The organism is Geobacillus sp. 46C-IIa (assembly GCF_014679505.1).
Classification (GTDB): domain Bacteria; phylum Bacillota; class Bacilli; order Bacillales; family Anoxybacillaceae; genus Geobacillus.
The window spans coordinates 1,880,789-1,907,721 of sequence record NZ_CP061474.1 but is presented as its reverse complement, the minus strand read 5'-3'; the positions used below and the strand labels follow the sequence as shown (position 1 = coordinate 1,907,721).

At 49.6% G+C, this 26,933-nt stretch carries 25 protein-coding genes and 1 pseudogene; 20 read left to right on the top strand and 6 right to left on the bottom strand.

Going from position 1 to position 26,933, the window contains the following annotated elements:
- Positions 1 to 55: 55 nt before the first annotated feature.
- Positions 56 to 1,408, top strand: coding sequence for an MFS transporter (locus IC803_RS09570; RefSeq protein WP_081210355.1), 1,353 nt, complete (start codon positions 56 to 58; stop codon positions 1,406 to 1,408).
- 101 nt (positions 1,409 to 1,509) lie between these two features.
- Positions 1,510 to 2,970, top strand: a complete 1,461-nt coding sequence (locus IC803_RS09565) for an aldehyde dehydrogenase family protein (protein WP_081210357.1) — start codon at positions 1,510 to 1,512, stop codon at positions 2,968 to 2,970.
- Positions 2,971 to 3,092: 122 nt separating this feature from the next.
- On the opposite strand, the gene IC803_RS09560 is transcribed toward IC803_RS09565, so the two are convergent.
- The 3 genes from IC803_RS09560 to IC803_RS09550 all read right to left on the bottom strand — a co-directional run bounded on the left by IC803_RS09560 (position 3,093) and on the right by IC803_RS09550 (position 6,456).
- Positions 3,093 to 3,860 (bottom strand): IclR family transcriptional regulator, encoded by a 768-nt coding sequence (locus IC803_RS09560; protein ID WP_081210359.1) that lies wholly within the window; start codon positions 3,858 to 3,860, stop codon positions 3,093 to 3,095.
- Positions 3,861 to 4,246: 386 nt separating this feature from the next.
- Positions 4,247 to 5,524, bottom strand: coding sequence for an IS110 family RNA-guided transposase (locus IC803_RS09555; protein WP_190304189.1), 1,278 nt, complete (start codon positions 5,522 to 5,524; stop codon positions 4,247 to 4,249).
- A gap of 170 nt (positions 5,525 to 5,694) precedes the next feature.
- Positions 5,695 to 6,456: an IclR family transcriptional regulator gene (locus IC803_RS09550; protein WP_081211262.1), complete on the bottom strand. Its 762-nt coding sequence runs from the start codon at positions 6,454 to 6,456 to the stop codon at positions 5,695 to 5,697.
- A gap of 178 nt (positions 6,457 to 6,634) precedes the next feature.
- On the opposite strand from IC803_RS09550, the gene IC803_RS09545 reads away from it, so the two are divergent.
- The 12 genes from IC803_RS09545 to IC803_RS09490 all read left to right on the top strand — a co-directional run bounded on the left by IC803_RS09545 (position 6,635) and on the right by IC803_RS09490 (position 17,896).
- A complete protein-coding gene (locus tag IC803_RS09545; RefSeq protein ID WP_081211260.1) occupies positions 6,635 to 7,912 on the top strand; it encodes a phenylacetate--CoA ligase family protein in 1,278 nt (425 codons plus the stop codon).
- Positions 7,913 to 7,956: 44 nt separating this feature from the next.
- Positions 7,957 to 9,183 carry an FAD-dependent oxidoreductase gene (locus tag IC803_RS09540; RefSeq protein ID WP_081211258.1) on the top strand — a complete coding sequence of 409 codons (1,227 nt, stop codon included), beginning with the start codon at positions 7,957 to 7,959 and terminating at the stop codon, positions 9,181 to 9,183.
- Between the two features lie 15 nt (positions 9,184 to 9,198).
- Positions 9,199 to 9,627: an acyl-CoA thioesterase gene (locus IC803_RS09535; RefSeq protein ID WP_081211256.1), complete on the top strand. Its 429-nt coding sequence runs from the start codon at positions 9,199 to 9,201 to the stop codon at positions 9,625 to 9,627.
- Positions 9,627 to 10,574, top strand: coding sequence for a fumarylacetoacetate hydrolase family protein (locus tag IC803_RS09530; RefSeq protein ID WP_081211254.1), 948 nt, complete (start codon positions 9,627 to 9,629; stop codon positions 10,572 to 10,574). The genes IC803_RS09535 and IC803_RS09530 overlap by 1 nt, the downstream gene beginning before the upstream one ends.
- Entirely contained in the window at positions 10,565 to 11,062 is a 498-nt protein-coding gene (locus IC803_RS09525; protein WP_081211252.1) for a DinB family protein, read from the top strand. Before IC803_RS09530 ends, IC803_RS09525 begins: the two co-directional genes overlap by 10 nt.
- Before the next feature lie 12 nt (positions 11,063 to 11,074).
- The gene (locus tag IC803_RS09520; protein ID WP_081211250.1) at positions 11,075 to 12,199 is read left to right on the top strand and encodes a cupin domain-containing protein; all 1,125 of its coding nucleotides are present in this window, start codon (positions 11,075 to 11,077) and stop codon (positions 12,197 to 12,199) included.
- Positions 12,200 to 12,254: 55 nt separating this feature from the next.
- Positions 12,255 to 12,845 carry a hypothetical protein gene (locus IC803_RS09515; protein WP_081211248.1) on the top strand — a complete coding sequence of 197 codons (591 nt, stop codon included), beginning with the start codon at positions 12,255 to 12,257 and terminating at the stop codon, positions 12,843 to 12,845.
- 497 nt (positions 12,846 to 13,342) lie between these two features.
- On the top strand, positions 13,343 to 14,551 hold the full coding sequence (locus tag IC803_RS09510; protein WP_081211246.1) for an ABC transporter substrate-binding protein: 1,209 nt from the start codon (positions 13,343 to 13,345) through the stop codon (positions 14,549 to 14,551).
- Between the two features lie 18 nt (positions 14,552 to 14,569).
- Positions 14,570 to 15,442: a branched-chain amino acid ABC transporter permease gene (locus IC803_RS09505; RefSeq protein WP_081211244.1), complete on the top strand. Its 873-nt coding sequence runs from the start codon at positions 14,570 to 14,572 to the stop codon at positions 15,440 to 15,442.
- Entirely contained in the window at positions 15,439 to 16,428 is a 990-nt protein-coding gene (locus IC803_RS09500; protein WP_081211242.1) for a branched-chain amino acid ABC transporter permease, read from the top strand. Before IC803_RS09505 ends, IC803_RS09500 begins: the two co-directional genes overlap by 4 nt.
- Before the next feature lie 12 nt (positions 16,429 to 16,440).
- A complete protein-coding gene (locus tag IC803_RS09495; RefSeq protein ID WP_081211241.1) occupies positions 16,441 to 17,220 on the top strand; it encodes an ABC transporter ATP-binding protein in 780 nt (259 codons plus the stop codon).
- Positions 17,204 to 17,896 carry an ABC transporter ATP-binding protein gene (locus IC803_RS09490; protein ID WP_081211239.1) on the top strand — a complete coding sequence of 231 codons (693 nt, stop codon included), beginning with the start codon at positions 17,204 to 17,206 and terminating at the stop codon, positions 17,894 to 17,896. Before IC803_RS09495 ends, IC803_RS09490 begins: the two co-directional genes overlap by 17 nt.
- A 316-nt stretch (positions 17,897 to 18,212) precedes the next feature.
- Here the strand turns inward: IC803_RS09490 and IC803_RS09485 are convergent.
- The 3 genes and pseudogenes from IC803_RS09485 to IC803_RS09475 all read right to left on the bottom strand — a co-directional run.
- Positions 18,213 to 18,365, bottom strand: a pseudogene (locus IC803_RS09485) (DUF1259 domain-containing protein); the annotation flags it as partial.
- A gap of 216 nt (positions 18,366 to 18,581) precedes the next feature.
- The gene (locus IC803_RS09480; RefSeq protein ID WP_190304188.1) at positions 18,582 to 19,637 is read right to left on the bottom strand and encodes an RNA-guided endonuclease TnpB family protein; all 1,056 of its coding nucleotides are present in this window, start codon (positions 19,635 to 19,637) and stop codon (positions 18,582 to 18,584) included.
- A 142-nt stretch (positions 19,638 to 19,779) separates the two neighbouring features.
- Positions 19,780 to 20,082, bottom strand: a complete 303-nt coding sequence (locus tag IC803_RS09475; protein WP_081207581.1) for a coiled-coil domain-containing protein — start codon at positions 20,080 to 20,082, stop codon at positions 19,780 to 19,782.
- Between the two features lie 166 nt (positions 20,083 to 20,248).
- On the opposite strand from IC803_RS09475, the gene IC803_RS09470 reads away from it, so the two are divergent.
- From IC803_RS09470 to IC803_RS09445, 6 genes are all read left to right on the top strand, one after another.
- Positions 20,249 to 21,226 (top strand): ABC transporter ATP-binding protein, encoded by a 978-nt coding sequence (locus IC803_RS09470; protein WP_081207601.1) that lies wholly within the window; start codon positions 20,249 to 20,251, stop codon positions 21,224 to 21,226.
- Positions 21,216 to 21,989: an ABC transporter permease gene (locus tag IC803_RS09465; protein WP_081207580.1), complete on the top strand. Its 774-nt coding sequence runs from the start codon at positions 21,216 to 21,218 to the stop codon at positions 21,987 to 21,989. Before IC803_RS09470 ends, IC803_RS09465 begins: the two co-directional genes overlap by 11 nt.
- 2 nt (positions 21,990 to 21,991) lie before the next feature.
- A complete protein-coding gene (locus IC803_RS09460; RefSeq protein ID WP_081207579.1) occupies positions 21,992 to 22,780 on the top strand; it encodes an ABC transporter permease in 789 nt (262 codons plus the stop codon).
- A 146-nt stretch (positions 22,781 to 22,926) separates the two neighbouring features.
- Complete coding sequence (locus IC803_RS09455) at positions 22,927 to 23,316, top strand: MerR family transcriptional regulator (protein WP_081207578.1); 390 nt, start codon at positions 22,927 to 22,929, stop codon at positions 23,314 to 23,316.
- A complete protein-coding gene (locus tag IC803_RS09450; protein ID WP_081207577.1) occupies positions 23,313 to 24,836 on the top strand; it encodes a class I adenylate-forming enzyme family protein in 1,524 nt (507 codons plus the stop codon). Before IC803_RS09455 ends, IC803_RS09450 begins: the two co-directional genes overlap by 4 nt.
- Positions 24,837 to 24,867: 31 nt before the next feature.
- Entirely contained in the window at positions 24,868 to 26,547 is a 1,680-nt protein-coding gene (locus tag IC803_RS09445; protein ID WP_081207576.1) for an acyl-CoA dehydrogenase family protein, read from the top strand.
- Positions 26,548 to 26,933 lie beyond the last annotated feature (386 nt).

Below are 26,933 nucleotides of genomic sequence, written 5' to 3'. Positions count from 1 at the left end.
TTTTGTAATTAAGGGGATAATAGTTATTATTCTTATACGGCCTGGGGGGACTAGAATGCGCCGAGTTAATACATTAGAAATTGCGGCAGCTAGTAAATTTAACAAATTTCACCTGATGATCTATTTGTGGTGTTTTTTTGCAATTGCTTTTGATGGATATGACATTGCTTTATATGGAGTAAGTTTGCCTTTACTCATGAAAGAATGGAATTTGACAGTAGTTCAGGCTGGTGCTATAGGAAGCTATTCACTGATCGGAATGATAATCGGCGCATTAGTGTTTGCTCCTTTAGCTGATAAAATAGGAAGAAAAAAAGTGTTGGTCATATGTATGGTCATATTCAGTGTCTTTACATTTTTAGGCGGAGTAATTGATAGTCCTACTGCTTTTACTATTATGCGTTTTATTGCTGCATTAGGGATTGGTGGTTTACCAGCTAATGCCATTTCTTTAATGACAGAGTACTCTCCGAAGGCAAATAGAGCGGTTATTGTCGCCACAATGTACTGTGGATACTCTATCGGTGGGATCTTGGTGTCGTTGCTAGGAATATATGCGGTTCCGGAAGCGGGATGGAGAATTTTGTATTGGGTCGGTGGATTTCCACTGCTAGTTCTTCCGATTCTTCTAAAACAATTCCCGGAATCCCTTTCATTTTACATTTTGAAAAAACAAACAAAAAAATTGAGTAGCATCTTAAATCGTATAAATCCCCTTGGTAATTATACAGAAGAAGATGATTACTGTTTGGAAGAGATCCAAAATGAGTCCAAGGGATTTCCGATCAAAAAGTTGTTTGAAAAACAAAGAGCTGTTAGCACCTTTGCCTTTTGGATCGCTGTATTTAGTTGTTTATTAATGGTGTATGGCTTAAATACATGGCTTCCGAAAATTATGCAACAGTCGGGCTATGGTTTTTCTTCGGGATTGATATTCAATATAGTTCTATGTATAGGTCAGATTGTTGGTTCGTTGATCGGCGGCTTTTTGTCAGGAAAGCTCGGACATAGAAAAGTATTAGTTTCGATGTATATATTAGGGGCATTGTGTTTCGTAATTCTAGGAGTGACTTCAAACTTGTTTATGTTATACGTGCTTGTAGCTGTAGGAGGAGCATGCACAGTTGGTACTCAAAATTTAGCTAATCCTTATATCTCAGAATATTATCCTAAGGAAGCAAGGGCTACAGGAATTGGATGGGCGTTAGGAATCGGCAGGATTGGCGCCGTCGTAGCTCCTACGTTAATAGCCTTAATTTTATCGACAGGGCTTGCGCCACAAAAAACGTTTATAGTTTTTGCAGTTCCAAGTATAATAGGTGCTTTAGCTTTGCTTTGTGTTCAGGAGAGATTTGGGAGCTTTGATAAGGTAGGAAGTCCTAGTCATTTGAAACAATTGTCCCTTTAGGTATCAAGATAAGAACATATAACCTCATTAAAGTAGGGGTTTAAACTAAAGAAAATTAAATTCGACTTAAGTACACAATTTAACGGAGGAGTGAAAGAAAAATGGAACGTTACGAACAATGGAATAAAAGTTTTATCAATGGAGAATGGGTGGAAGGAGAAAGCAGCCGCACCTATGATATTTTGAATCCGTATGATCGGTCGGTTGTTGCCTCTGTCCCGCTAGCGACGGTCGAACAGCTTCACCGTGCGTTTGAAGCGGCTAGCGAAGCGCAAAAGGAGTGGGGGGGTTCCTCAGTTGCTCAACGAAAAGAAGTATTGCACAAGGCGATGGAATATTTACAAGCAAACCGTGAGGAGATCATCGATTTAATTGTCCGCGAAACAGGGGGCACTTTATTGAAGGCGAATGTAGAGTTTCATTTGGCTCTCGAGCTTTTCGAAGAGGCGTTGCATTATGTCGATGAAGTACGGACTGTGAGAGAGGTGCCTTCGAATATAGAGGGGAAAGTCAACTATATCTACCGGTTGCCATTGGGGGTGATTGCTTCTATTTCCCCTTTCAACTTTCCATTAAACTTATCGCTGCGCACGATTGTTCCTGCGATTGCCTTGGGCAATACCGTGGTGCATAAACCCGATATTCAAGTCGGACTCGTGGGGGGGGTGGTGATCGCTCGGGCGTTTGAGTACGCTGGGCTGCCGAAGGGGGTATTGAACGTTTTGTTAACCGACATTGATGAGATTGGCGATGAGATGTTGACCAACCCACATTCACGCCTTATCAGCTTTACCGGGTCGACGACGGTAGGCAGACGAATTGGTGAGATTGCCGGCAGACAGTTAAAACGAGTGGCATTGGAATTAGGGGGAAATAGCCCATTTGTCGTTTTATCCGATGCAGACGTAGATCAAGCAGTGAATGCAGCGATTTTTGGCAAGTTTATTCATCAAGGACAAATTTGCATGATCATCAACCGCATTATTGTTCATGAGAGCAAATATAACGAATTCGTCGAGAAGTTCGTGCAAAGAGCGGCTGCGCTTCCGTGCGGCGATCCGCGCGATCCGAGCACTGTGATCGGACCGATCATCAATGAAAAGCAGATGCAAAAGGCGTTACAAATGGTCGAAGAGGCAAAACGCGAAGGAATCCGAATGGCTTTAGAAGGAAAGCGGATCGGTAATGTGCTGACGCCGTATGTATTTGTTGATGTTGATCCAAGAAGCACGCTCGCCCAAACAGAGCTGTTTGCCCCCATTGCTGTGGTGATTAAAGCGAAAACAGACGAAGAGGCGATCGCTATCGCCAACCAAACGGAATACGGGCTCAGCTCCGCCATTTTTACAGGTGATGTTGAGAAAGGGAAGGAGTGGGCGCTAAACATTGACAGCGGCATGACTCATATTAACGATCAAACAGTCAATGATGCTCCGAATATTCCATTTGGCGGCAATAAAGCAAGTGGCTTGGGTCGTTTTGGAAACCCATGGGTGATCGATGAATTTACAACAGTGAAATGGGTGTCCGTGCAGACGAAGGCAAGAACGTATCCTTTTTAATTAAGGGAAAGCCCGGGAGATCGGGTTTAGTCGGATCTTCCGGGCTTTTTTGTGATGATATGGCAACTGCCCATCTTTTTGATCATTGATTGCACTTATTTAGCAAAGAGGAGGAGAAAGCTTTATTCATAATATCCAAGTAGTAATGAAATGTCGCGGGCGGCTTGGCAAGCTAACTGAACCAAACGGACAATGTTTGCTTGAGTAATCCGCTGATTCGGTCCGACGATGCTGACGGCGGCGACGACATTGCCGGAATAATCGTGAATGGGAGCGCCGATGCTTGTCGCTCCTTCATGGAGTTCGTCGATGCAGACGGCATACCCTTGCTGGCGAATGGCTGCTAACTGGCGGATAAACTCGCTTCGGTCGGTCACTGAGTTTGGCCCGTATTTTCGCAACCCGTGGCGGAGAATGCTTTCTACTATCGATTTCGGACTGAACGCTAGAATGACTTTGCCCGAGCTTGTACACGTACACGGGTTGCTTCGGCCAATATGAGAGAGAAGACGCACTGGGTGCGGGCATTCTATTTTGTACAGGTAAACAATTCGATCGTCTTCCAACACAGATAAATGAACAGCTTCATTAGCTTCCTTCATCAAAGATTCCAAGATCGGAATGGCGTCTTTAAATATTTCGGTATGCAAATCAATCAATCCGCTTAAATGCAGAATGGAAAGGCCGAGGCGGTATTTGCGAGTTTTTTTATTTTGTTCGAGAAATCCTTCTTTTTCTAATAAAGTGGCTAATCGATGTACGGTCGTCTTGTGCAGCTCGAGTCGTTGGGCCATCTCCGTAACGCCTAGTTCCGGTGTTTCAACAGAAAATAAACGCAAAATGCGCATTCCGTTTTTAACAGAGGAAAGAGTATCAGTTGATTTTTTCAAAGCAAGGATCCTCCCTCTAGAAATGTTGATATATCAACGGTTGTAGCCGTTTCAGGGGTGTCAAAAAAATATTTTTCGACAAAGTTCCTAACATTATTTTTTAAATATGTGTATATCTTACATTTGGTGGGTACGCTTCGCGGTCACTACTGGTTAAATTTGGTTGTAGTGAGGGAAGCGTATGGGATGCACCTTGGATCTCTGCATCGCTGATGATGACGAACCCTCCCATGTCTCTTGGCATCCTTGTGCCTACATTCCTTCGTTCGGTCTAGTCATCAGGCAGAGGCCAGCTAAGCTCCTTTAGGGACTCAAAGTCGAATGGATGATATCGCGCCAGCTTCTCCGTGTCATCCTTGTTGTCTAGGGAATCGAGACGATAGGCATCAAGCAGCCGTTTCGAGACCAAAGATGTCCTGCATCATTCGCTTCGCATCGAACGCTTGGTGCTTCGTACACATAGCGTGCAGTACCTTCAATAATTTTCCGCATAACACCACAATCGATTGCTTCTTCCGTAACGGGTTTTCCGGTCGTGTCGTGTAATAGTCGTGCAGCTGCCGAAACGCTTCGTTGTGGCGGATCATCGGCATCATCACGCGGAACAGGAGAGCGCGAAGCCGTTTTCGTCCCCGTTTCGAGATCCGTTTCTGCCCTTTGTGTTGGCCGGAGGAATGTTCCCGCAGCGTCAGGCCCGCTAATTTGATGAGTTGCCGCGGATCCTGATAATGGGAGAAACTCCCGATCTCTGATAACAGTTCCACGATGGTCGCATCGCCTACACCCGGAACGGTCTTCAGCCATTCGTATTCGACGAAGGTCTGAACGAGTTCAATCAGCTGTTCTGTCAATGCCTCGATCTCTTTTTCCAGCTGGCGGTACCGGCGGACAAGTGTGGCGATTTCGATACGGGCCATCTGTTGTCCTTCCGTTACGCCAATGGAGTGTTGGGCCAGTTCTATGAGCTTCTTCGCTTTCGGCCTTTGCGGCGATTGTAATCCCTCGCTTTGCCGGTAAAGGGCGAGAACCTCTTCTAGCTCTTTTCCTGCTAGATCACTCGGAAATGGCGTATATTCCAGTACCGCGAGCGCCATTTTCCCAAACGACGGAAAGACTTGCGTAAACTCTGGAAAATACCGATCGAGCCAGCGAATCATCTGATTTCGAACTGCTCCCTGTTCTTCCACCAATTTGGAGCGAAATGTCGCTCCAACGCGCAGCTCCGCCTCCATCCCTTTGAGAATGCGCGGATAGCTGAATCGGCCGTCTTTCACTAACCGGGCAATGACGAGCGCATCTTTCGCATCATGCTTGGTTGGAAGGTTATCGTCCAGCTCTTTGGAGCGCTTCACGTGCATCGGGTTTGTCATGACGAGAGGGATGCCTTTCTCATCAAGAAAATAAGCGAGATTCAGCCAATAATGTCCCGTTGGCTCGATGCCAACGATCACCTCGGTTTTTCCAAATTCCTTCATGGCTTCCACGATGCACTGGTACAACCATTCCAATCCTTCTTTCGATTGCAGAACGGGAAACGGCTTTTTTAACACCCTCCCTCGCTCATCCACAAAGCAGGCATAATGTTTTTTCTTTGCGATATCCATCCCAACAACCAGCGTTTGATCGGTGACTTGATTAATCTTCTTGTTTGAGATAGAATGCATGTATAGTCCTCCTTGGTATTCAAATTAGGGGTCAATTCATCCAATTGACACCCCCGAATCATACCAAGAGGGCTTTTTTTATTCAAGTCCCCGGAAAAACTTCTAACAGGAATGCTCCTTATTGTTTTTTCATAACATCTGTGTTTGCTCTATAAGTTCGATGGACATTTTTACAGTTTGATAGAAATCGCATGGGCTGTTTGCATGACAAGCTGTACGAGATGAGGGATGGAACGGTCATTGATGCGTTGGATTGGTCCGGCGATGGAAATAGAGTAGCGCACATCACCGTTACGGTGACGAATCGGAGCGCTGATCGATGTTACCCCTTTATGAAGTTCCTCTTTGCTGATGGCATAGCCTTGTTGTTTTACTTGCATTAATTTTTCAATAAGTACCGATGGTGAGGTGATCGTTCTTGGAGTAAACGAAGGAAGTCCACGGGCGATGATGCGGTCGATCGCTTCCCTCGGCTGATAAGCGAGAATGGCTTGACCGGTACTCGTGCAAAACGCTGGATTTTTTTTGCCTACGTAAGAAAGAAGGCGAACTGGATGACCACATTCTACTTTGTGCAAATAAATGACATCAGCACCGTGCAACGTGGCGATATGTGCGCTTTCTCCTGATACCGAAACAAGTTCTTGCAAGAAAGGAAGAGCAATCTGGCAAATGGGAAACCGGGAATGAATGATTTTTCTCATTGCCAGTAAAGAAGTACCGAGGGAATATAGGTTGGTTTTCGCGTCTTTTTTGACAAATCCCTCGCTTTTTAACGTTTGCAGCAGCCGGTGGGCGGCGCTTTTGCTGATATTTAGCCTCTCGGAAATATCAGTGATACTAAGTTCTGTTTCATCCATCGAAAACAGCTGTAGCAGTCTCAACGCATTTTCTAATGAAGAAAAAGACGTTCGGGTTTTGCGAACTTCCATCAGTTTCTCTTCCTCCTTCTCTCAGAACAAATCGTTTTCAAAAAATCTTACTATGTTTTGTATAGAGGAATATAAAACTTTTATATGGGACAATAATAGTATAACATAACTTTCAGAACGTTTTAAATATTATAAACTTCATTAAGAACAAAATAGAAAAGAGGGGATGGGAAACGGGATGGCGTTGTCGGTTCGGGAGATGGAACTCAATTTAGAGCAGTATCAGCTGCAAAAAATCAATGAATTGCTCATCTTTGTCACCCAGTTTAACGAGTTTTATAAGGAGAAGTTCCGCAACCTTTGTTTGCCGATTCGGACGATGGATGAGTTCCGGAAATTGCCGTTTACAACGAAAGAAGAGCTTGTGCAAGACCAGCAGCTTTACCCGCCATTTGGCCGGAACCACTGTTACCCGGAAACGAGCTATGTCCGCTACCATCAAACATCAGGTACTTCCGGTAAGCCGCTCAAAATTTTGGATACGGAAGAAAGCTGGGACTGGTGGCGGGATTGTTGGATCGAAGTATTGAAATCAAGTGGAGTGACAAATCGAGACCGCCTGTTTTTGGCGTTTTCGTTCGGGCCGTTTATCGGTTTTTGGTCCGCCTATGAGGCGGCGAAAAAAATGGGAACACTTGTCATCCCAGGTGGCGGCCAGTCATCGAAGGAACGGTTGTACAGCATGATTGAAAACCGGGCGACTGTATTACTTTGTACGCCAAGTTATGCCCTTCATTTAGCCGAAGTAGCCGAGGAAATGGGCATCGATCTGCCTTCGACGCCGATTAGAGCCATCATCACTGCAGGGGAACCAGGCGGATCAGTGCCATCAACACGAGAGCAGATCGAAATGCGCTGGGGAGCAGCCGTGTACGATCATGCCGGGATGACGGAAATGGGAGCGTACGGTTACTCTTGTTCAGCCCGAAACGGACTCCATATTAACGAAGCGCAATTTTTGGCGGAAGTCATTGATCCGGAAGCGCTGCAGCCGGTGAAAGAAGGGGAGCGCGGAGAGCTCGTGCTCACCAATTTCAGCCGTTACGGCTATCCGCTCATTCGCTATCGGACGAAAGATATCGTGCTGTGCTCGCCGACGCCATGCGCCTGCGGCAATCCGCACCGCTTTTTGCCAGGCGGCATTATTGGACGAGCCGATGACATGGTTGTCGTGCGCGGTGTCAATATTTTCCCATCGTCGATTGAAACGATTGTCAGAGAATTTATAGAAATTAAAGAGTTTCGCATTGTCTATTACACAGAGCAGGAAATGAATCAAGTGAAAGTACAAATCGAGTCGGAAGCGGATGTCGAACGGCGTTTAGCCGACCGCCTCAGGGAACGGATCGGCATCCGAATTGATGTCGAACGGGTTGCGCCCGGATCATTACCTCGTTTTTCGATGAAGGCAAAGCGGGTCATCGACGAGCGCAATCATCAACAACAAGTAGGTTAATCGATAGAGAAACAAAAGTCATGGAAAAGAAGGGAGAAGAGACGATGAGTCAAGCTAACGTTCAACGGCGCCCTGTTCTCGTCGTCGGGGCAGGGCCCATCGGATTAACTGCGGCCTTGGCATTGCGTCATTTCGGACTGCCAGCGACGGTGATCGAAGCGGAACCGAAAGACCGTCTCCGGCCAGGAAGCCGGGCGATTTATTTCCATAAGGCGACGCTCCAGCATTTAGAGGACATTTATCCGGGGTTAGGAAAAACATTTACCGAACATGGCGTCGTGTGGCCAATCAAGCGCACATTATTTCGCGGCAAGGAAGTGTATGTAAAGCGGTATCCGTCCCCTGATCCGAACGCACTTCCGCCGTTTACGAGTTTGCCGCAGGTGGAAGCGGAAAAATTTTTGTATAACGCCTGCCTTGAGGCGGGGGTCGAATTCTTCTGGGAGACGCCGGTTCTCGATGTTCAGACCGATGAGGAAGGGATCACTGTCATCACCGCATCGGGCGAACGGTGGTCGTGCGATTATCTCATTGCTGCTGATGGGGCACGCTCGACCGTCCGCCAATCGGTCGGCATCGAAATGGAAGGACCGCGGACGAAAGACTACTTTGTCGTCGTCGATGTGAAAGAAGATGAGGCCGATCCGCTGCCGCTTGAACGGGTGTTTCATTATCAGCATCCGGCTGTGGACGGGCGCAACGTCCTCTTTGTGCCGTTTGCTGGCGGATGGCGCATTGACTTGCAGCTGCTTGATGGGGATGACCCGGAGCAGTTCGGCAGTGTGGAAGGCGTGAAACAATGGTTGCCAAAAGTGATGCCGGCAAAATATGCCGACCGCATCACATGGGTGTCGACGTATCGTTTTTTCCAAGTGGTTGCTAAGTCGCTCACTGACCGTCATCATCGAGTGCTGTTGGCTGGCGAGGCTGCGCACTTGTTTGCCCCATTTGGCGCGCGCGGCATGAACTCCGGCGTACCGGATGCGATTATGGCGGCCAAGGCGATTCAGACAGCCCTTCAGGTTAACACGCGCGAAGAAGCAAAAGAAGCTATTGCTGCAGCCGCTAATGAGCGTCTAATTGCGGCGAGATACAACCGCGATTGTGCGGGGATTGCATTGGAGCACATTCAAGGAACGGACCCAGCGATCAATAGGAAACGGGAAGTGGCCGCTTCATTGGCGCCGATTTTACCGCGTCTCGGCAAATGGCTTGACGAAGGGCCGTACGGACCGAAATCGGGACCGCCGCAGTTGTCAACGAAATATTGATCAGGAGGAAATGCGATGGAGTACTCTTTCCAAGTCCGCTGGGGGGATACTGACGCGGCAGGCATCGTCTTTTACCCGAATTTTTATAAGTGGATGGACGAAGCGTCCCACCACTTTTTTGCCAGCCTTGGGCATTCGACATGGAAGTGGTTTCAAGAAGAGCGAATCGGTATGCCGATTGTGGAAGCGAAATGCCAGTTTCTTGCCCCGCTCTTTTTTGAAGATCACGTTTGTGTGAAGTCGTCTATTGCTGACCTGCGAGAAAAATCGTTCCGCATCCAACATCAGTTTTTCCGCGGTGACCAGCTCGTGGCTGACGGGTATGAGGTGCGGGTGTGGACGACATTCGCCGGCGGCAGGCCGAAAGCCGCTCCCATCCCGGCGGAACTTCGTGAGAATATCCGGCAGACAGCGGCCATGACCACACGTGAGGAGGGACAATGATGAAAATCATCAACTACCGATTGGGTGATGCGGTGCGTGCTGGGTGTATCGTTGAAGACAAGGTCATCGATCTCCATCAAGCGTATGTGGCCCGGTTAAAGGCCAACGGGCATCCGCGTGCCGAGCAGCTTGCCGCCGCGCTTGTTCCAGCCGATACCATCGGGCTGCTTGAAGGCGGAGAGAACAGTTTGGAAGAGGCGCAAAAAGCGGTTGAATTCGCCTTGGCACATGGACTTACGATCGACCGCGCCCATGTCAAAATGGAAGCGCCGGTGTTAAAGCCAAACAAAATCATTTGCGTCGGCCATAATTACCGTGAGCATATTCTCGAAATGAAGCGAGAACTGCCTGAATACCCTGTCATTTTTGCCAAGTTTAGCAATACGATCATCGGTCCGGAAGATGACATCCCGTTGCCGCCGATCACGAGTCAGCTCGATTATGAAGCGGAATTTGCGTTCGTCATCGGCAAACGGGCGCGGAATGTAAAGCAGGCGGATGCGCTCGAGTATGTGGCCGGGTATACGATCGTCAATGATGTGACAGCACGGGACTTGCAACGGCGGACGATCCAATGGCTGCAAGGAAAAACGATTGATGGGAGCGCGCCGATGGGACCGTGGCTTGTGACAAAAGACGAAATTCCGGATCCGCATTCCCTGGAGATTTCATTGACCGTTAATGGGGAAGAGCGTCAACGGTCGAATACGAAAAACTTGGTGTTTAATGTTCATTATCTTGTAGAATTTTTGTCGCATATCATGACGCTTGAACCGGGCGATGTCATTTGCACCGGAACGCCGGGCGGCGTCGGGGTTGCCCGCAATCCGCAAGTCTTTTTGCAGCATGGGGATATCGTACGCATTGAAGTGGCGAACATTGGCGTACTCGAGAACCGGGTTGCCGCTGTACCGAGTCCGGTGGAGGTGGGACCGTCATGCCGTTGATCGAGCAATACCGCGAAGAAATCAAAGAGTCGGTAGAGAAGATCATCCAAAAAGCTGGCACGTTGACAGAAGAAACGATCCGTTGGAAACCGTCTACCGATGAATGGTCGATCATGGAAATTCTTTGTCACGTTGAAGAAGTGATCGGCTACTGGACAAGGGAACTTGTTCGTGTCATTCAAGCCGGCGGCGGCGAATGGGGGCGGGGGCTCAATGATGAAGCGAGACTGGCGGCGGTTCGCCAAGCGGACGCCCGCCATGTCGATGAGGTGATTCACGGGATTCGGGCGGCGGTGGAATTGGCCGATAAACAACTGGCGGCGCTAAATGACGAACAGTTGGCGTTGGAAGCACCACATCGCAATCCGAAATTTGGCGTGAAGCCGATGACGTTTTTAATTGAGCATTTTCTTACCGAGCATTTGGCCGGCCACCTAAAGCAAATCGAACGGAACATGAAAAAATACGAGTCGCAATCGATCGCCTAGGGGGGAGAAACCATGGCAGAAGCCAATCCGTTTTTCCAAAGCAAAGAAGTAAAAGAGTTTACGAAAAAAATTGAACAGTACCATTTAGGGCCGTTATGGGAAGCGATTCCGGATTTGATGCATAAAGAGCCGAAGCCGGAAGCGGTGCCGTACTTATGGAAAGGGGAAACGCTCCGCAAGCTTCTTTTAGAGGCGACGCAAATTTTCACACCGGAGCGCGGCGGCGAGCGGCGGGCCATTTACTTACAAAATCCCGGGCTCAAACAGCGTCAGCCGTGGGGATGGGCGTCAACCACCAACACACTATATGCGGCCGTTCAGCTCATTTTGCCTGGGGAAACGGCGCCATCGCACCGCCATACGCAAAGCGCCATGCGATTTATCACAGACGGAAAAGGGGCGTATTCGATGGTCCAAGGCGAACGGCTGTTTATGGAAGAAGGCGACTTTCTCATCACCCCAGGCGGATTATGGCATGGCCATAGTCATCCGGGGGAAGAGCCGATGTTCTGGATGGATTGTTTAGATATCCCGTTTATTTATTCGACAGGCGGCACGTTCTTTGAACCGTACCCGGATGGCATTGAGCCGCCGTCGCTTCCGGATGATTACTCGGCGCGCAAGTATCGTGGCGGCATGGTTCGGCCGATCGGCGACCGGAAGCCGCAAGTCGCACCGCTTGGGTTGTACAAGTGGAAACAGACCGAAGCCGCATTGACAGGGCTAAGTGATTTTGAGCCGGATTCGTATGATGGCATTGCGGTTGAGTACATTAATCCATCAAACGGCCATACGGCCAACCCGAACATTGCCGCTTGGATGCAAAAATTGCCGGTCGGCTATCACTCAAAGGCGCACCGCCACACGTATTCAGCGATTTATCACGTGTTCAAAGGCGAAGGATATACAGTCATTAACGGTGTTCGGTTCAACTGGACAAAAGGCGATTATTTCGTCATTCCGAACTGGGCCTGGCACGAACATGTGAACACATCCAATGAGGATGCACTTCTCTTCTGCGCCAACGATTTGCCGATTATGGAAAAGCTCGGATTGCAGCGTGAAGAAGCGTACCCGAATAACAATGGATATCAACCGATCGTCGGGGAGTTTGAGGCCGAGGCGGTAAGCAGTTAAAAGCCGTTCTCCTGTGATCGGCAGCTGCAGGCATTATAAATTAAGGAGGGAGACGATGAGCACAGTTTCTGAAAAGGGAATCAACCATACAGGGGCGGCGGGGACGGAAAACGCGGCAGTTCATTGTCTGCTCGACCGCTTCGTAAATATCGATTGGCTTTCTTCGCTTGGCCGGCAAGGAGATGAACAGGTCGAACAGCCGCTTCGCCAGTTCGCCGATTTTTTCGGTGTCCGTCATGTCGAGGTGAAGTGGCTGGCTGAACAAGAATTGCGATCATCAATCGAGGCGATTCGTCTCGAAGAGGATAGCATTTGGCAGGCGTTGCGGCATGTTCCTGATCAATTCAAGCACCAGGCTGAACAGGCAGGAAGATTGGAAGCACTTTTGGCGCTGGCCGATGAGGTGTCGTCTGTGATTTTTCAACACAGTTTTGACCAGTTATTTGCGGTGTTACGTCCATATGGAGACAACGTTGTGACTACTGCGGTCGGCTATATGATGTACATCGGTGGAATGGCTTGTGCTTGGGAACTGTTGTCCGATCTTAAAGGATGGGAGACAAATCCGTTTCACTTTCTCATTGCTGTGCTCGAACGCGGTCATTGGCCATTAGGGGTTGTTAATGACCAGCTTGTTGTTATTTAAGATGATAGGAAAGGCCCAAGAGATCCGTTAGGGAAAATCTCTTGGGCTTCTTTTATGGCTGCGAGATGTCTCGACGGCAAGGGCATGGGTGGACGTTCGGGAGTTCTATCGTGACCGGTTGTTCGCAAATGGAGCAATGGCTGCTAGCGATGTCGGCCATGCGAAGCTTTCCTCTTGCCAGCACACTCCTTGTTAATTGAACGATATGGAAAATAGCAGTATTACGAAAAGAATACGAAGTGGTAAAAAACAAAATATATATTTTGGGGAAAATGCGCATTTATGCAGACAAACAAGCATTGTTTAGGTGATTTTGCCTATATGTTTTTTTAACTAAAGATAAAATAGTATATTGAATTTTCGAAAGTTATTATATATTATAAAAGTTAGGATATTTAAAATAGTGAAAATGGGGGTGAGCGACAGAAAAGGTGAATTCGATGAGAAGAAATGAAAGCGCTTTAGAAAACTGAGAACATGATAAAGGGGGATTTTGAATGAAAAGAAAGGTTTATGTCATCGTGTTGGCCGTTTTGTTAACCGTTTTATCTGCCTGCGGCAACAGCGCCATCCAGTCGACGACGAAGAAAGACGGGGGAACGGCCAAGAATGATGAGACGATCAAAATTGGCGCTCTTTTGCCAAAATCAGGCGTGTACGCGTCTTTAGGGAAAAACTTGGAGATGGGGATGAAGCTCTATTTTGAAAGCATCGGTTGGAAAGCCGCCGGCAAGGACATTGAGCTTATTGTGGAAGATACGGAAGCCGACCCGCAAGTAGGGCTTAGGAAGGCAAGAAAGTTGATCGATCAAGACCAAGTGGATTTGTTGACAGGAACAGTGAGCACGGCCGTTGCCTACGCGATTCGGGATGAGGTGGATAAGAAAAAGGTGCCGTTTCTTGTCTCCCACGCCGGAGGAAATGATTTGACAAGAAGCAAACGGAGCGATTATATTTGGAGATCGTCTTTTTCTTCATGGCAGATCGGCTATTCGCTTGGCCAATGGGCATATGACCATATCGGAAAGACAGTGTATATCGCTGCAGCGGATTACGCCTTCGGTCGCGAAGTTTCCGCCGCATTTAAAGAAGCGTATACAGCGGCGGGCGGAAAAGTAGTCGGTGAAGTGTATCCGCCTTTAGGAAACAACGATTATTCCTCGTATTTAACGACAATCAAAAACGCCGACGCAGATGCTGTTTACGCCTTCTTTGCGGGAAGTGACGCAGTGAAATTCGTTCAGCAATACGAACAGTTCGGGTTGAAAAAGGAGAAAAAATTAATTGGATCCGGCTGGCTTGTGTCGGAAGATGTCCGGAAACAGCAAGGAAATGCAGGAGTAGGAACGATCGCGTCCATTTTCTGGGACTATCATGTGGATACAAAGGAAAATAAAGCGTTTATCGCCGCGTTTGAGAAAAAGTATAATGCACGCCCAACGATTGAAGCGTTGGAAGGCTACGATGCGGCAAGAATTATTGCGGAGGCATTAGAGACGGTCGGCGGTGACGCTTCTGATCCTGACAAAGTGGTCGAGGCGATTTCCAACGTGCAATTTGTGAGTCCGCGCGGACCAATCCAGTTTGATAAGGAAACCCATCATATTATTCAAAATATGTACATCATCGAAACGAACCTAGTGAACGGTCAAGCTGAAAACAAAGTGATTGAAGTGATCGAGAAAGTGAAAGACCCTGGACAATAGAACGGAGGGAGAAAAAAGATGGACATCATTGCCGCTCAACTCGTCAACGGCGTGTCATACGGCATGTTGTTGTTTGTGATTACTTGCGGCTTATCATTAGTATTTGGAATATTAGGGGTATTGAACCTGGCCCACGGTTCGTTATATATGATTGGAGCATATGTTGCCTATACATTGACGACGCAACGATTCGAAAACTTTTGGCTTGCCCTAATCATCGCACCGCTCATTGTAGCCGTTTTATCCCTCATCATCGAACTCATCTTGCTTAGGCCGACTTACCATTTAGGGCATTTATCTCAAGTGCTGTTAACGTTTGGATTATCGTATGTCATTCACGATGTGACGTCCATCATATGGGGATCGGATGTTTTATCGATTCCCCTCCCTTCTGTTTTATCGGAAACGTTGCATTTCTTTCATCAAGAATTTCCGGCCTACCGATTGTTTGTTATTGTCGCTGGGGTCGTGTTGGCGTCTTGTTTATGGTTTGTCCAAGAAAAAACGCGTTGGGGGGCCATTATCCGCGCTGGGTTGAGTGACAAGGAAATGATTAGCGCCTTAGGAGTCAATATTAAGCTCGTCTTTACCGCCGTTTTTCTTGCCGGCGGGTATTTGGCAGGGCTAGGCGGGGTGATTGCTTCACCGATTCTTGGCTTATACCCAAGCATGGAGTTCCAAACGTTAATTTTAGCTTTAGTCGTTCTCGTTGTCGGCGGTCTCGATTCAATTGCCGGGACGTTTGTCGCCAGTTTAGTTGTCGGGATGGTCGAAACGTTTGGCCGTTTTCTTGTGCCGGAACTCAGTTTATTTCTTGTATTTGCGCTTATGGCCGTCATTTTAATTAGCAAACCAAATGGATTGCTTGGAAAGCAGGTGATCAAGCATTGAATAGACAAGTTTTCATGGGCATCGTCGCTGTCATCTTGCTGATCGCTGTCCCCTTTTTCTTTTCCTTGTTTTATCTCAATTTGCTTGCTGAAATTTTAGTTTTAGCGGTTTTCGCCCTCAGCTTGAACGTGCTTGTCGGCTATACGGGACTCGTTTCATTAGGGCATGCCGCCTTTTTCGGGATTGGCGCGTACGCGTCGGCCCTTTTGGCGAAAGAGTGGTCACCGCAGTTTCTGTTGACCCTTTTGGCTTCGGTTCTGATTGCTGCGGCGGCGTCGGCCGTCATCGGCCTTTTTTGCGTGAAAGCGGACGGGTTTTATTTTCTTATGTTGACGCTAGCCTTTTCGCAAATGATTTACTCGTTTGTCCATCAATCGACAACAATAACGGGCGGATCAAACGGGCTGTCCGGGCTGCCGAGCCCGATGTTAGGGACGATAGATCTTTCGAATCCTGTGTTCCTTTATTATTCAATTGTGCTCGTGTTTGTCGTTGTTTACATCGTCTTAGGATTGATTGTTAAATCTCCATTTGGTCATGTGTTAATCGGAATTCGCGAAAATGAAATGCGGATGAAAGCGATGGGGTATAACACCGCCCTGTATAAATACATTGCTTTTATCATAGCAGGAGCCATCGGCGGAATTTCAGGCGCCTTATATTCGAACTTGAACGGTTTTGTTTCCCCGAACGATGTGTACTGGACGATGTCGGGATCCGTGCTCATTATGGTGTTGATTGGTGGGGCCGGAACGATGGTCGGCCCTGTGTTGGGAGCGGCGTTTATCGTTATATTGGAAACGATCGTCAGTTCTTATACAACGGTGTGGACGATGATTATCGGGATCATTTTCATTCTTTTCGTTGTTTTTATGCCGCAAGGGCTTGTCGGTTTTGCGCGTCTGTTTCAAAAACTAGCTGCCCATAGGCTGCCGATTTCACAAAAAGGCACGAAACCATTGGTGAATAATGAGGCCAATCAATAAGGAGGGAGGAAAATGGAAAAGGACGTCATATTGCATGTTGACAGAATCAGCAAGCATTTCGGCGGTTTGCAAATTATTAAGGACGTATCCCTCAGCGTGAGAAAAGGCGAGCGAATCGGAATCATCGGCCCGAACGGAGCAGGAAAAACTACGTTCTTTCACTTGTTGGCGGGCGATCTCCTTCCCACCGGAGGCAAGATCTATTATAAAGGAAGAGAAATGACGAACATGCCGAATGTTAAAAGGGCGCAAGAAGGGATTGTGCGCACGTTTCAGAAAAATAATCTGCTTAATGAATTGACAGTGCTCGACAACTTGTTATTAGTATTGCAGCGAAAGCGCGGAATGGCGAATGTATGGTTCAAACCGAGAAATGCCCGCTGGGCGCCGGCGCTGTTTGCGGAAGCGGAACATTTGCTTGAGACGTGGGGGCTTAAGGAGATTGCCAATGAACGAGTAAAAACGTTGTCGTACGGTGAGCAGCGGCAAGTCGAGATTTTGCTCGGCATTGCGATGGAGCCTGATGTACTGTTGCTTGATGAACCGACAGCGGGCATGTCCCAAGCCGAGACCACTTACATTGTTCAGTTGCTTCACCAGTTGCCAAAGGATCTTACCGTCATGGTGATCGAACATGATCTCGATGTTGTGTTTGGATTGGCCGAGCGCATGATTGTGCTGTATGACGGCTATATTTTAATCGATGGAACCCCTGATGAAGTGCGGGGGGACGAACGTGTCAACGAAATTTATATCGGGAAGGGGAAAACAGTCGGTGCTGAACGTCTATAACATTAATACGTTTTATGGAGACAGCCATGTCCTTCACAACGTTTCGTTGACGGTGGAAAAAGGAAAAGTGACCGTTTTGTTGGGCCGGAACGGAATGGGGAAGACGACGACGATCCACTCCATTATGGGGATGGTGCCGGCTAAAACGGGGAAGATCGTGTTGGAACAGACGGAAATTCAAGATAAGGCGAGTTTTCAAATATCGCGGTTAGGGATTGGACTTGTTCCGCAAGGGAGACGAATCTTTCCGAATTTGACCGTGAAAGAAAACTTGATGACAACATACCGTCCGGCCGAAAATGGTTGGACATTGGATCAAATATACGCCATGTTCCCCCGGTTGAAGGAAAGGGAGTCGTCGATGGGCGGCGATTTAAGCGGCGGGGAGCAGCAAATGCTGTCGATCGGGAGAGCGCTGCTGACCAATCCGAAAGTGCTGCTTCTTGATGAGCCGTCGGAAGGGTTGTCGCCGTTGATGGTGCAAGAAGTGACGGAAATTATTCGGCAGTTGAAACAACAAGGGCTGACAATCTTATTGGTCGAGCAAAATTTAGCGATGGCGTTGGAACTGGCCGATTTCGTCTATATTTTGAACAAAGGAGCGGTCGTGTTTGGCGGAACGCCGAACGAATTGGATATCCACGTCAAAAACAAGTATTTGCTGTTGAGTTCTTAGCTTGACCAATAGCTAGAAGGGCGATGAAAAAGGTCCCCCCCGAGGCATAGTTCGGGGGGATGGTTTCAAAAAAGAAGGATTTTAGAATAAGACGCAAGTGATGTTGAAAGCCCTTCGCCTCGGTCTCGGCTGCTTCCAATCGTCTAGCCGATGGGGATCGGGTCTCCGAATATGGGCGAAGAACTCCTAAACAGGGGAGAAAGAAAATGTTCGCGGCAAACCTTTTTCCGAGAAGGAGCTACTAGGATCGTTTGGCGACGCTCGGTCGATGAAGGAGACCCATCGAGGCAACAAAAGGGCACTCCATCCCCATCCGCTAGTCTTTTAATACTCGAAACGCTTCCCGCACTTTACGGGCAAACTCAAGCGGGGGCTCGATCGACTGAAAGTGCATATACATGGCCCGCGGTTTCTCAAACAACCAATGGTTGTGGACAGCGGTGACGGGAATGCCCCGTTTTTTCAACTCCTCTGGATGAGTGAAGCAAAGATAAGAAACAAATCGAGAGGAAAGCAGCGAAATGTTGACACTCCACACGGCTAAAGCCGTGGGATTCTTGGGTCGCTCACGTCCTCATCCATTTCTGGTTCGGACAACGCCCAAGTTCAGGGGTGTGCCATCACCCCGTCCCATCGGGTTAGGATGTACCCCGATGGGCGGCGCACCTGTGACCAGTGCGCTAGGTTAGGCGGCGAAGCCCGAAATCGCTTTGGCGATGTTGATCGCGCCATTCAAGTCAGCGTGGAGAGTGTATCCGCACTTTTGGCATCGGAAGTGGATGCCGTTTCGGTTCGCTTTCTCTCGATGCCCGCATCGGCATGTTTGGCTTGTATAGGTCGGCTTCACCCACTCGACCCGAATGCCCGCCATTTCCGCTTTATAGGCAATCATCGTTTGCAGTTGATGAAACGCCCAAGAATGAAGGCTTCGTCCTGCTTCTTTGGCCGATGCTGCCCGCTTTCGAATCCCCGTCAACTTTTCCATCCGAATCACGCCAACACCGTTGGCGAGGGCAAAACGGACGATTTGACGGCTGATTTTATGATTCATATCCTTCATCCAGCAAGACTCTTTACGGCCGATTTTGCGAATCATATGGAGTTTCTTGGCTTTGCCCAACGTTCGCCGCAAAGCCGCATATCGTCGGCGTACAAAAGCGCATTGGCTGCCCTTGAAAAACAACGATTTCGTTCCCACGCTGGCCACGGCGATATAGCGAAGCCCAAGGTCAACCCCCATCACCTTTGTTTCGTGTCGCGGCTTCACTTCAAAGGTGATCGCGATCGCCAAGCACCATTTCTTTCTCTTTTTGTAGAGCTTGGCGGCCCCTTGTTTGGCGGTTCCATTGATCAGCCGATTCAGCCATGCTTCTTGATAGGGGCGCGTGACGACCGGCACGCCGATTCGCTTCTCCAGTGTGGGGAAGGAAACCGTGTAGAACGCTCCTTTCTTTTCCACCTTCACGTTTTGATTGTTAAAGCAACACCATAATGTTCGAAACTTCTTTGCCTTTTGTTTTTTCTTTTGGGACTTTACTTCTCGAATCGTCTGATTCACGACGGCAGAAGGAAACCGCTGCGACGAGAACTCTTTAAAAATTTTGCTCGTCGCTTGATTCAGCTTAGGATGATCCAACAGCCAATTCGCAAACGCTGTATTCACTTCTGTCATCCGTTCGTACATGTCTTGTTTGACGTTCGTTGGGTTGTGCAGCTCCAGCCTTAGTGTGATCGTGGGCATGGATTCACCTCCTTCTAGCGATGACAGGATACCATTTTTTTCAGAATCATTCAATATTCAGAAAACGGCTCGCTTTCATCCCACCCCTAAAGGAGTGGGCTTTCTCGCTCGCGGATCTGTAAAACGGGCGAAAGGATCAGCCTTAATACAGATTGAGCGCCATTTTGACGCGCTTGATCTCCTTTTTGTTTTCGAACAGCTCTTCCACTAAAATTTTTTGGCCGTTGGCGACATCGGTGAGCCGCTGGTCCATGTCGGACACTTGTTGGCTTAACCGGTGCAATTGTTCGTTCGTTTGTTGCACTTGCTTGGCGAGCTGCTCGACTTGTTCGTTCGTTTGTTGCACTTGTTTGGCGAGCTGCTCGACTTGTCCGTTTGTTTGTTGAAGTTGATCGGCGAGCTCTTTGATGGCTTGCCAAATCATTTCATTGGTGATCTCCCCCATTCGACACCCCCCTTTCTCGTTCGATTCTTTTCTCTATTATTATACATGACGAAAGATGGGAACGATAGAGAAAAGATGATGAAATGTTTTTCTTTGCAGCACGTCCTCTGAATGTGATATAACAAAAGAATGTCAACAGCATTGCGCATATTGGGGGATGAATGTGGTGATCCGTGTCAGCCATTTGCATAAATCGTTCCGTGTCCATCGCCGCGAAGCCGGATGGCTTGAGGCGGTGCGCAGTTTATGGCATCGTGACTACCGGGTTGTCGAGGCGGTCAAAGATGTTTCGTTTACGATCGAAAAAGGGGAGATTGTCGGTTTTTTAGGCCCGAACGGGGCGGGGAAAACGACGACGATGAAAATGCTTGCCGGCCTGTTGCACCCGACATCAGGGGAGATCACGGTCGGCGGTTTTGTGCCGTTTGAGCAAAAGCCGGAGTTTAAAAAGATGATGAGCTTAGTAATGGGGCAAAAAAGCCAGCTTATTTGGGACATTCCGCCGATGGAGACGTTTTTGGTCAATAAAGCCATTTATGACATTGACGATCGGTCGTTCCGCCAGACGCTCGAGGAGCTCACCGAGCTGCTTGATTTGGCGCCGCTGTTGGACAAGCCGACGCGCAGCTTGTCGCTTGGCCAGCGGATGCGCTGCGAGCTGGCGGCGGCGCTGTTGCATCGGCCGCACGTGTTATTTTTAGATGAGCCGACGATCGGGCTTGACGTTCATACGCAAGAAAACGTGCGCCGCTTTATCGTTGATTACAATCGGGAGCACGAGACGACCATTTTGTTGACGTCGCATTACATGGGCGATGTCGCTGCGCTTTGTGACCGGGTGATGATCATTAACTATGGTCGGCTCCTTTACGACGGGGAACTTTCGGTGCTGACGGAGAAGCTGGCGCCGTACAAGCGGTTGGAAGTCCGGTTTTCGCGGCTGCCCAACATCAACTGGGACGAGTATGGTGAAGTAGCGGAAATGGAAGAGGGGACGGTTGTGCTCAGGGTGGCGCGCGAGACGGCAGCGGGGACGGCGGCGCGGCTGCTTCAGCAGTTTGAAGTCCGTGATATCAATATCGAAGATCCGCCGCTTGAGGAAGTGATTACGCGCGCGTTTCAGGGGGATGGATATGGTGCGTAAATATATCGCCCTGTTGCGCATGAAGTATATTGAAATGATCGCGTACCGCTTGGCGACGTTCGTCTGGATGACGGGCGCCATCACCCAGCCGCTCATTACGATGTTCGTTTGGATGAACATTCATCCGGAAGAGAGTGAGTCGTTTCTCTTTTATTTTATGGCGGTCATTTTTGTCGAGCGGATGACGAGCGCGTGGGATGTATGGGAGCTCGACCGTGAAATCCGCGAAGGGACGTTTTCGAACTTGTTGTTGCGGCCGCTTCATCCAATCCATTGGGCGATTGCGGAAAATATCGTCTATAAATGGCTGTTTCTCGTCATTTTAGTGCCGGTTTGGGCAGTGGGAGCGGTGTTTTGGCCGGCGCTTCGCCCATATATGACGGGAAGCCAAATCGGGTGGTTTTTGCTGGCGGTCGTATTGGGCGCGGCGCTTCGTTTTTTGTTGAGCTACTCGTGCGGGCTGCTGGCGTTTTGGGTGACCAAAGTGGCGGCTGTGTACGGCGTCATCGATGTCATTTCGTTGTTTTTGTCGGGAAGAATCGCGCCGCTTGAGCTGCTTCCGCCGCAGCTTCGGGAATGGAGCGAGTGGCTGCCGTTCCGCTATATGATCAGCTTTCCGATTGAAATCGCCACCGGAGCCGCAAGTCGAGGGGAATTGGTGCGCGGCTTTGCCATCGCGGCAGGGTGGCTGCTTGTGTTCGCTGCTGTTTTGCAATGGCTGTGGAAGGCGGGAATGAAAAAAAATCAGGCGGTAGGTGGATGAATATGCGGCGGTATGGACGGGTGTTCCGCGAATTTTTCCGTGCCTGTTTCGTGGAGGAAATGGAGTATCGAAGCGAATTTTTCGGCAATTTCGCAGCCAGTTTTTTTGGTGTTGGCATGGCGCTGCTCACCGTCCAGATCTTTTTTTACCAGACGGATGATTTAGGCGGCTGGACGTACGCGGAGGTGCTTGTCTTGCTCGGCGTCTTTAATACGCTGCGCGGGTTCATCGACTTTGCGCTGCGTCCGAACATGCCGCGGCTGCTTGAACACGTTAGGCGCGGCACGCTCGATTACATTTTGACAAAGCCGGTCGATAGCATGTTTTACGTCAGCTTCCGCCATCTTGTCTTTTGGCGGCTCATCGATGTGGCGCTCGGCTTCGGCGTCATCGGCTACGGTTTGTCTGTCGGGCGCTACGTTCCGTCGGCGGCTGACGTATTGATATTTCTTGTTGTGATGGCTGCTTCACTTTTGTTGATTTATTCGTTATGGATGATGCTGATGACGACATCGTTTTGGGTGGTGCGCATCGACGACTTGTCGTTTATTTTCGACTCGTTTTTTGAAACGGCCCGTTTTCCCGGCAGTATGTATCGCGGTGCGGTCCGAATGGTGATTACCTATATTTTACCAGCAGTGTTGATTACGAATGCACCTGCGCTGGCGCTGCTTGGCAAATGGAGTGTTCGGGCAGCGCTTGCCGCTTTGGTTGTGGCCCTCCTCTTTTTATGGATTGCCCGCCGCTTTTGGCGCTTTGCCTTGCGCTTTTATACAGGAGCGGGCGGGTGAGGATTCATCCATCTTCAGGCAAAGGGTGTCTCGTTTTTGCTGAGACATCCTTTTTTCTTTGTTCCTCAAGCAAGATGTTAATTGACTTTTACGTCAACGTAAATTAAAATAAAATTCAAAATATTGCACCTAAGAAAGGGATGACGATGCATTATTTCACCATTTCTGACTTGGCGCACGAGTTTGATGTGAGCACGCGGACGATCCGCTATTATGAAGAACGCGGATTGCTCTCCCCAATCCGAACCGAGTCCGGGCAGCGGCTGTATACGAAAAAGGAGCGGGCGAAGCTCAAGCTCATTTTGCGCGGCAAACGGTTTGGCTTCTCGCTTGACGAGATTCATGAGATGATCGCGTTGTTTGATGAGGATCGCACGGGGAAGAAACAGCTTGAAAAAACGGTCGAGTACGGGCGGCGAAAATTGAAGGAGGTGAACGAGCGGATCGAGGATTTGCTACAGCTGAAGGCGGAGATGGAATCCCTGCTTTCCGATTTTGAAAAGCGATTGCAAGAATGGGGGGAATCGGGCGGATGAACATTTCGGAGTTGCTTGCCCGCAATGCGAGGAAATTTCCAGAGAAAACGGCGGTCATCGAAGGAGAATCAGGGCTTTCGTATGCCGAGGTCGATCGCATGGTCAACCGCTTGGCTTCGTCATTGGCTCGGCTCGGCGTCGGCCGCGGTGATAAAGTTGCGCTGTATATGCCGAATACGAAGGAGTTTGTATTCTCGTACTTTGCTGTTTTGCGCCTCGGTGCCGTGGTCGTGCCGATTCATGCGCGCTTGACGGCGGCTGAAGTGCAATACATTCTCGGCCATAGTGAAGCAAAGTTGCTCATCGCTCACGATTTGGTGCATCAGGCGCTCGCTCCGCTTGTTGGTGGAAGCCATATCACTTGGATTAAGACAGGGAAGGCGGAAGACGGCTGGCTGTCGCTTGAGGAGTTGATCGGTTCAGGTGATCCGCAAGACATCGTTTGTCCAGTCAAAGAGGACGATGAGGCGACGATTTTGTATACATCGGGAACAACGGGGCGGCCAAAAGGCGTGTTGTTCACGCACCGCAACATTATAACGGTTGCGGACATGATCGTGATCGAAACGAAAATCGACCGTCAAAGCCGCCTGTTGCACCTGATGCCGCTCAGCCACTCGGCGCCGCTTCATCTGTTTTTTGTCGGCGGCACGTATGTCGGCGCGACCCATGTCTTGGCTCCTGCATTTTCCCCGGATGCCTTGCTGGAACTGGTCGAGCGTCACAAGATCACCCACTTTTTCGGTGCGCCGGTGGCGTATTTGTTGACGGCGAAGCATCCGCGGTTTTCCGATTACGACCTTTCTTCGGTCCGTTGTTGGATGTACGGCGGGGCGCCGCTGTCGCGCGAGGAAGTGCGGTTTGTCGCCGACTGCTTTGGCGCCGAGCGGATGATGTGTTTATACGGTTTGACCGAAGCCGGCCCGAACGGCACGTACTTGGCGCCTGAGGAACATGCGGAGAAAGCAGGAAGCGTCGGCCGCTATGCCGCCCTCCATTGCGAAGCCGCCATTGTGGACGAAAACGGACAGGAAGTCGCGCCCGGCGAGGTCGGCGAGATCGTGTTGCGTGGGGAGAGCGTGATGAAAGGATATTACAACGACGAGGAAAAAACGAATGAAGCGATCCGAAACGGTTGGCTGTACACCGGCGATTTGGCGCGCCGTGACGAAGACGGCTACATTTGGATCGTCGACCGGAAGAAGGACGTCATTATTTCCGGCGGCGTCAACATTTATCCAAAAGAAGTCGAAGATGTGCTGCGGACGCATCCGGCGATCGCCGATGTTGCCGTGATCGGCGTGCCGCATCCGGAGTGGGGAGAAACGGCAAAAGCGTTTGTTGTATTGAGCCAACCGCTCGAACCGCTCGCGGAGGAGTGTAAACGCTTCCTATCCGACAAGCTTGCTGGTTACAAAATCCCCCGCTTGTATGGGGCGATCGCTGAACTGCCGCGCAATGCGACTGGGAAAGTGTTGAAACAAGTGCTGCGGGCGCGGGAGACGGCGCAGGAAGTATAGGGATAATAAGAAAGAGGAAAGGGGAGAGAGGATGAAACCGCTTCGTGAAGCCGATCCGAATTTGTTGGCGAATTTGAAACGGTATTTGGATGACGAATTGTACCAGTATGCTGAGGAAAAGCTCGCATCGTTTTATGAATTTTGTTTGACGGACGTCGACCGCCGCGCTGTGCATACCGATCGTGAAGGGCAGCCGCGCCTGATTAAATATGACCGCTTTGGCAACGACATTTCTGAGGTGTGGGTGAACGAAGGATACGAGCAGACGGCGAAACAAACGTATGAAACGGGGATTGTCGGGTATGTGCACAAACCGATTCCCGAGCTTGGAAGAAAAGGAAACTACATGTATTCATACGCCCAAGGGTACATTTTATCGCAAGCCGAGCCCGGGTTTTATTGCCCGGTGACGCTGACAATGGCAACCGCCTATGTGCTTGAACATTTTGCTGATGAAAAGTTGAAGGCGGCGTACTTGCCTCATGTGATCTCCACGGGTGAAGTCGAACTGTACGAAGGAGCGACGTTTTTAACGGAGCGCCAAGGCGGATCGGACGTTGGCGCCAACGCCGTGCGTGCTGTGCCGTGCGGCGATCATTATAAACTGTACGGGGAAAAATATTTTGCCAGCAACGCGGGGCGCTGCGGCGTGGCGCTCGTATTGGCGCGCATTGATGGGAGCGGCCCGGGGACGAAGGGGCTGAGCTTGTTTCTCGTCCCATGGCGCAACGAGGATGGAACAGTAAACGGCATCACCATCCGCCGCTTAAAGGATAAGTTAGGCGTGCGCGCCGTGCCGTCGGCCGAAGTCGTGTTTGATGGCGCCAAGGCGCATGTCGTCGGCGACCCGCGCAAAGGCTTCTATTATATGATGGAAGCGCTCAATTTGTCGCGCGTCTGCAATGCGGTCGCCTCGGTCGGCATCATGAAGCGGGCGCTCGAAGAAGCGAAGCAATACGCCGAACAGCGCACCGCTTTTGGCCATCAACTGACCGATTACCCGATGGTGCGCGGGATGCTCGCCGACCTGACGGCAAGGCAGGAAGTGGAAACGAGCGCCTGCTTTGACATGATCGCCTTGTTTGACCGCGTCATGACTGCGCCGCATGAAGCGAGCGAGGAGGAGAAAGCATGGCTCAGGCTTCTGATTGCCCTTCTGAAGATGCGTACGGCCGAAGAAGCGATCGCGTTCAGCCATGAGGCGATTGAACTGCACGGCGGCAATGGGTATATTGAAGATTTTGTCACCCCGCGCCTGCTCCGCGATGCTCAAGTGCTGACCGTCTGGGAAGGAACAGCCAATATTTTGGCGCTTGAAGTGTTGCGGTTGATGCGTAAATATCACATTCACGAGCGGTTCGCCGCCGACATGCGGCAACGGCTTGAGCGTTTAGCAGCCGAGGTGAAGCCGCTTGCCTGCCCGGTTGAAGAAGGATTGAAGGAGTTGGTGTCAGCGCTCTCGCGTCTTGGCGGCCAAGCGGACGAGGTGCAGACGTTCCATGCGAAGGCGGTTGCCAATCGGATGTGCGATCTGTATTTGAGTGTCATCGCTTTGGAACGCGGTCAAGAAAACGAACGGAACAAGCGGCTCGCCGAGTTGTTTTTGCGCCATGTGTGGGAGCGCGGGCTTGTCGACGAACGGATGACATCGGTGCGTGAGTTTGATTTGATTGTTGGAGCGAAAGGAGCGGCGCCGCTTTCCCATTCGTGAGCGGATGGCAAGTGAGGGACAATGGGGAAAAGAGATGCGCGTTCGTTTGCGGGCATCTCTTTTTGCTAGATGAATAGCTGCCTAAACGAACGTTGGTCAAGTGGTAAAATGTCAAGCACATATACTATATCCCAAAGAAAGAGTCGTTTCTCCTCTCGATGCGATCTTGTTCGTTGTCTGCAAAAACGATGACTGCTTCAAATCGGCCGAGGCGCACCGCGTTTGCCAAATGGAAACAGCGATTTGGTTGCACCGCGCCTGAAAATTCGTTAAGATGAAAAGTCTAGAAGGCCGTAAAATGATTTTGGCGGTGCCCGCCGCTAAAAACGGACGGGCTGCTCTATTCTCGTTTGGCAGGAATACGGTTCCGACGGCCTTTTACGAAT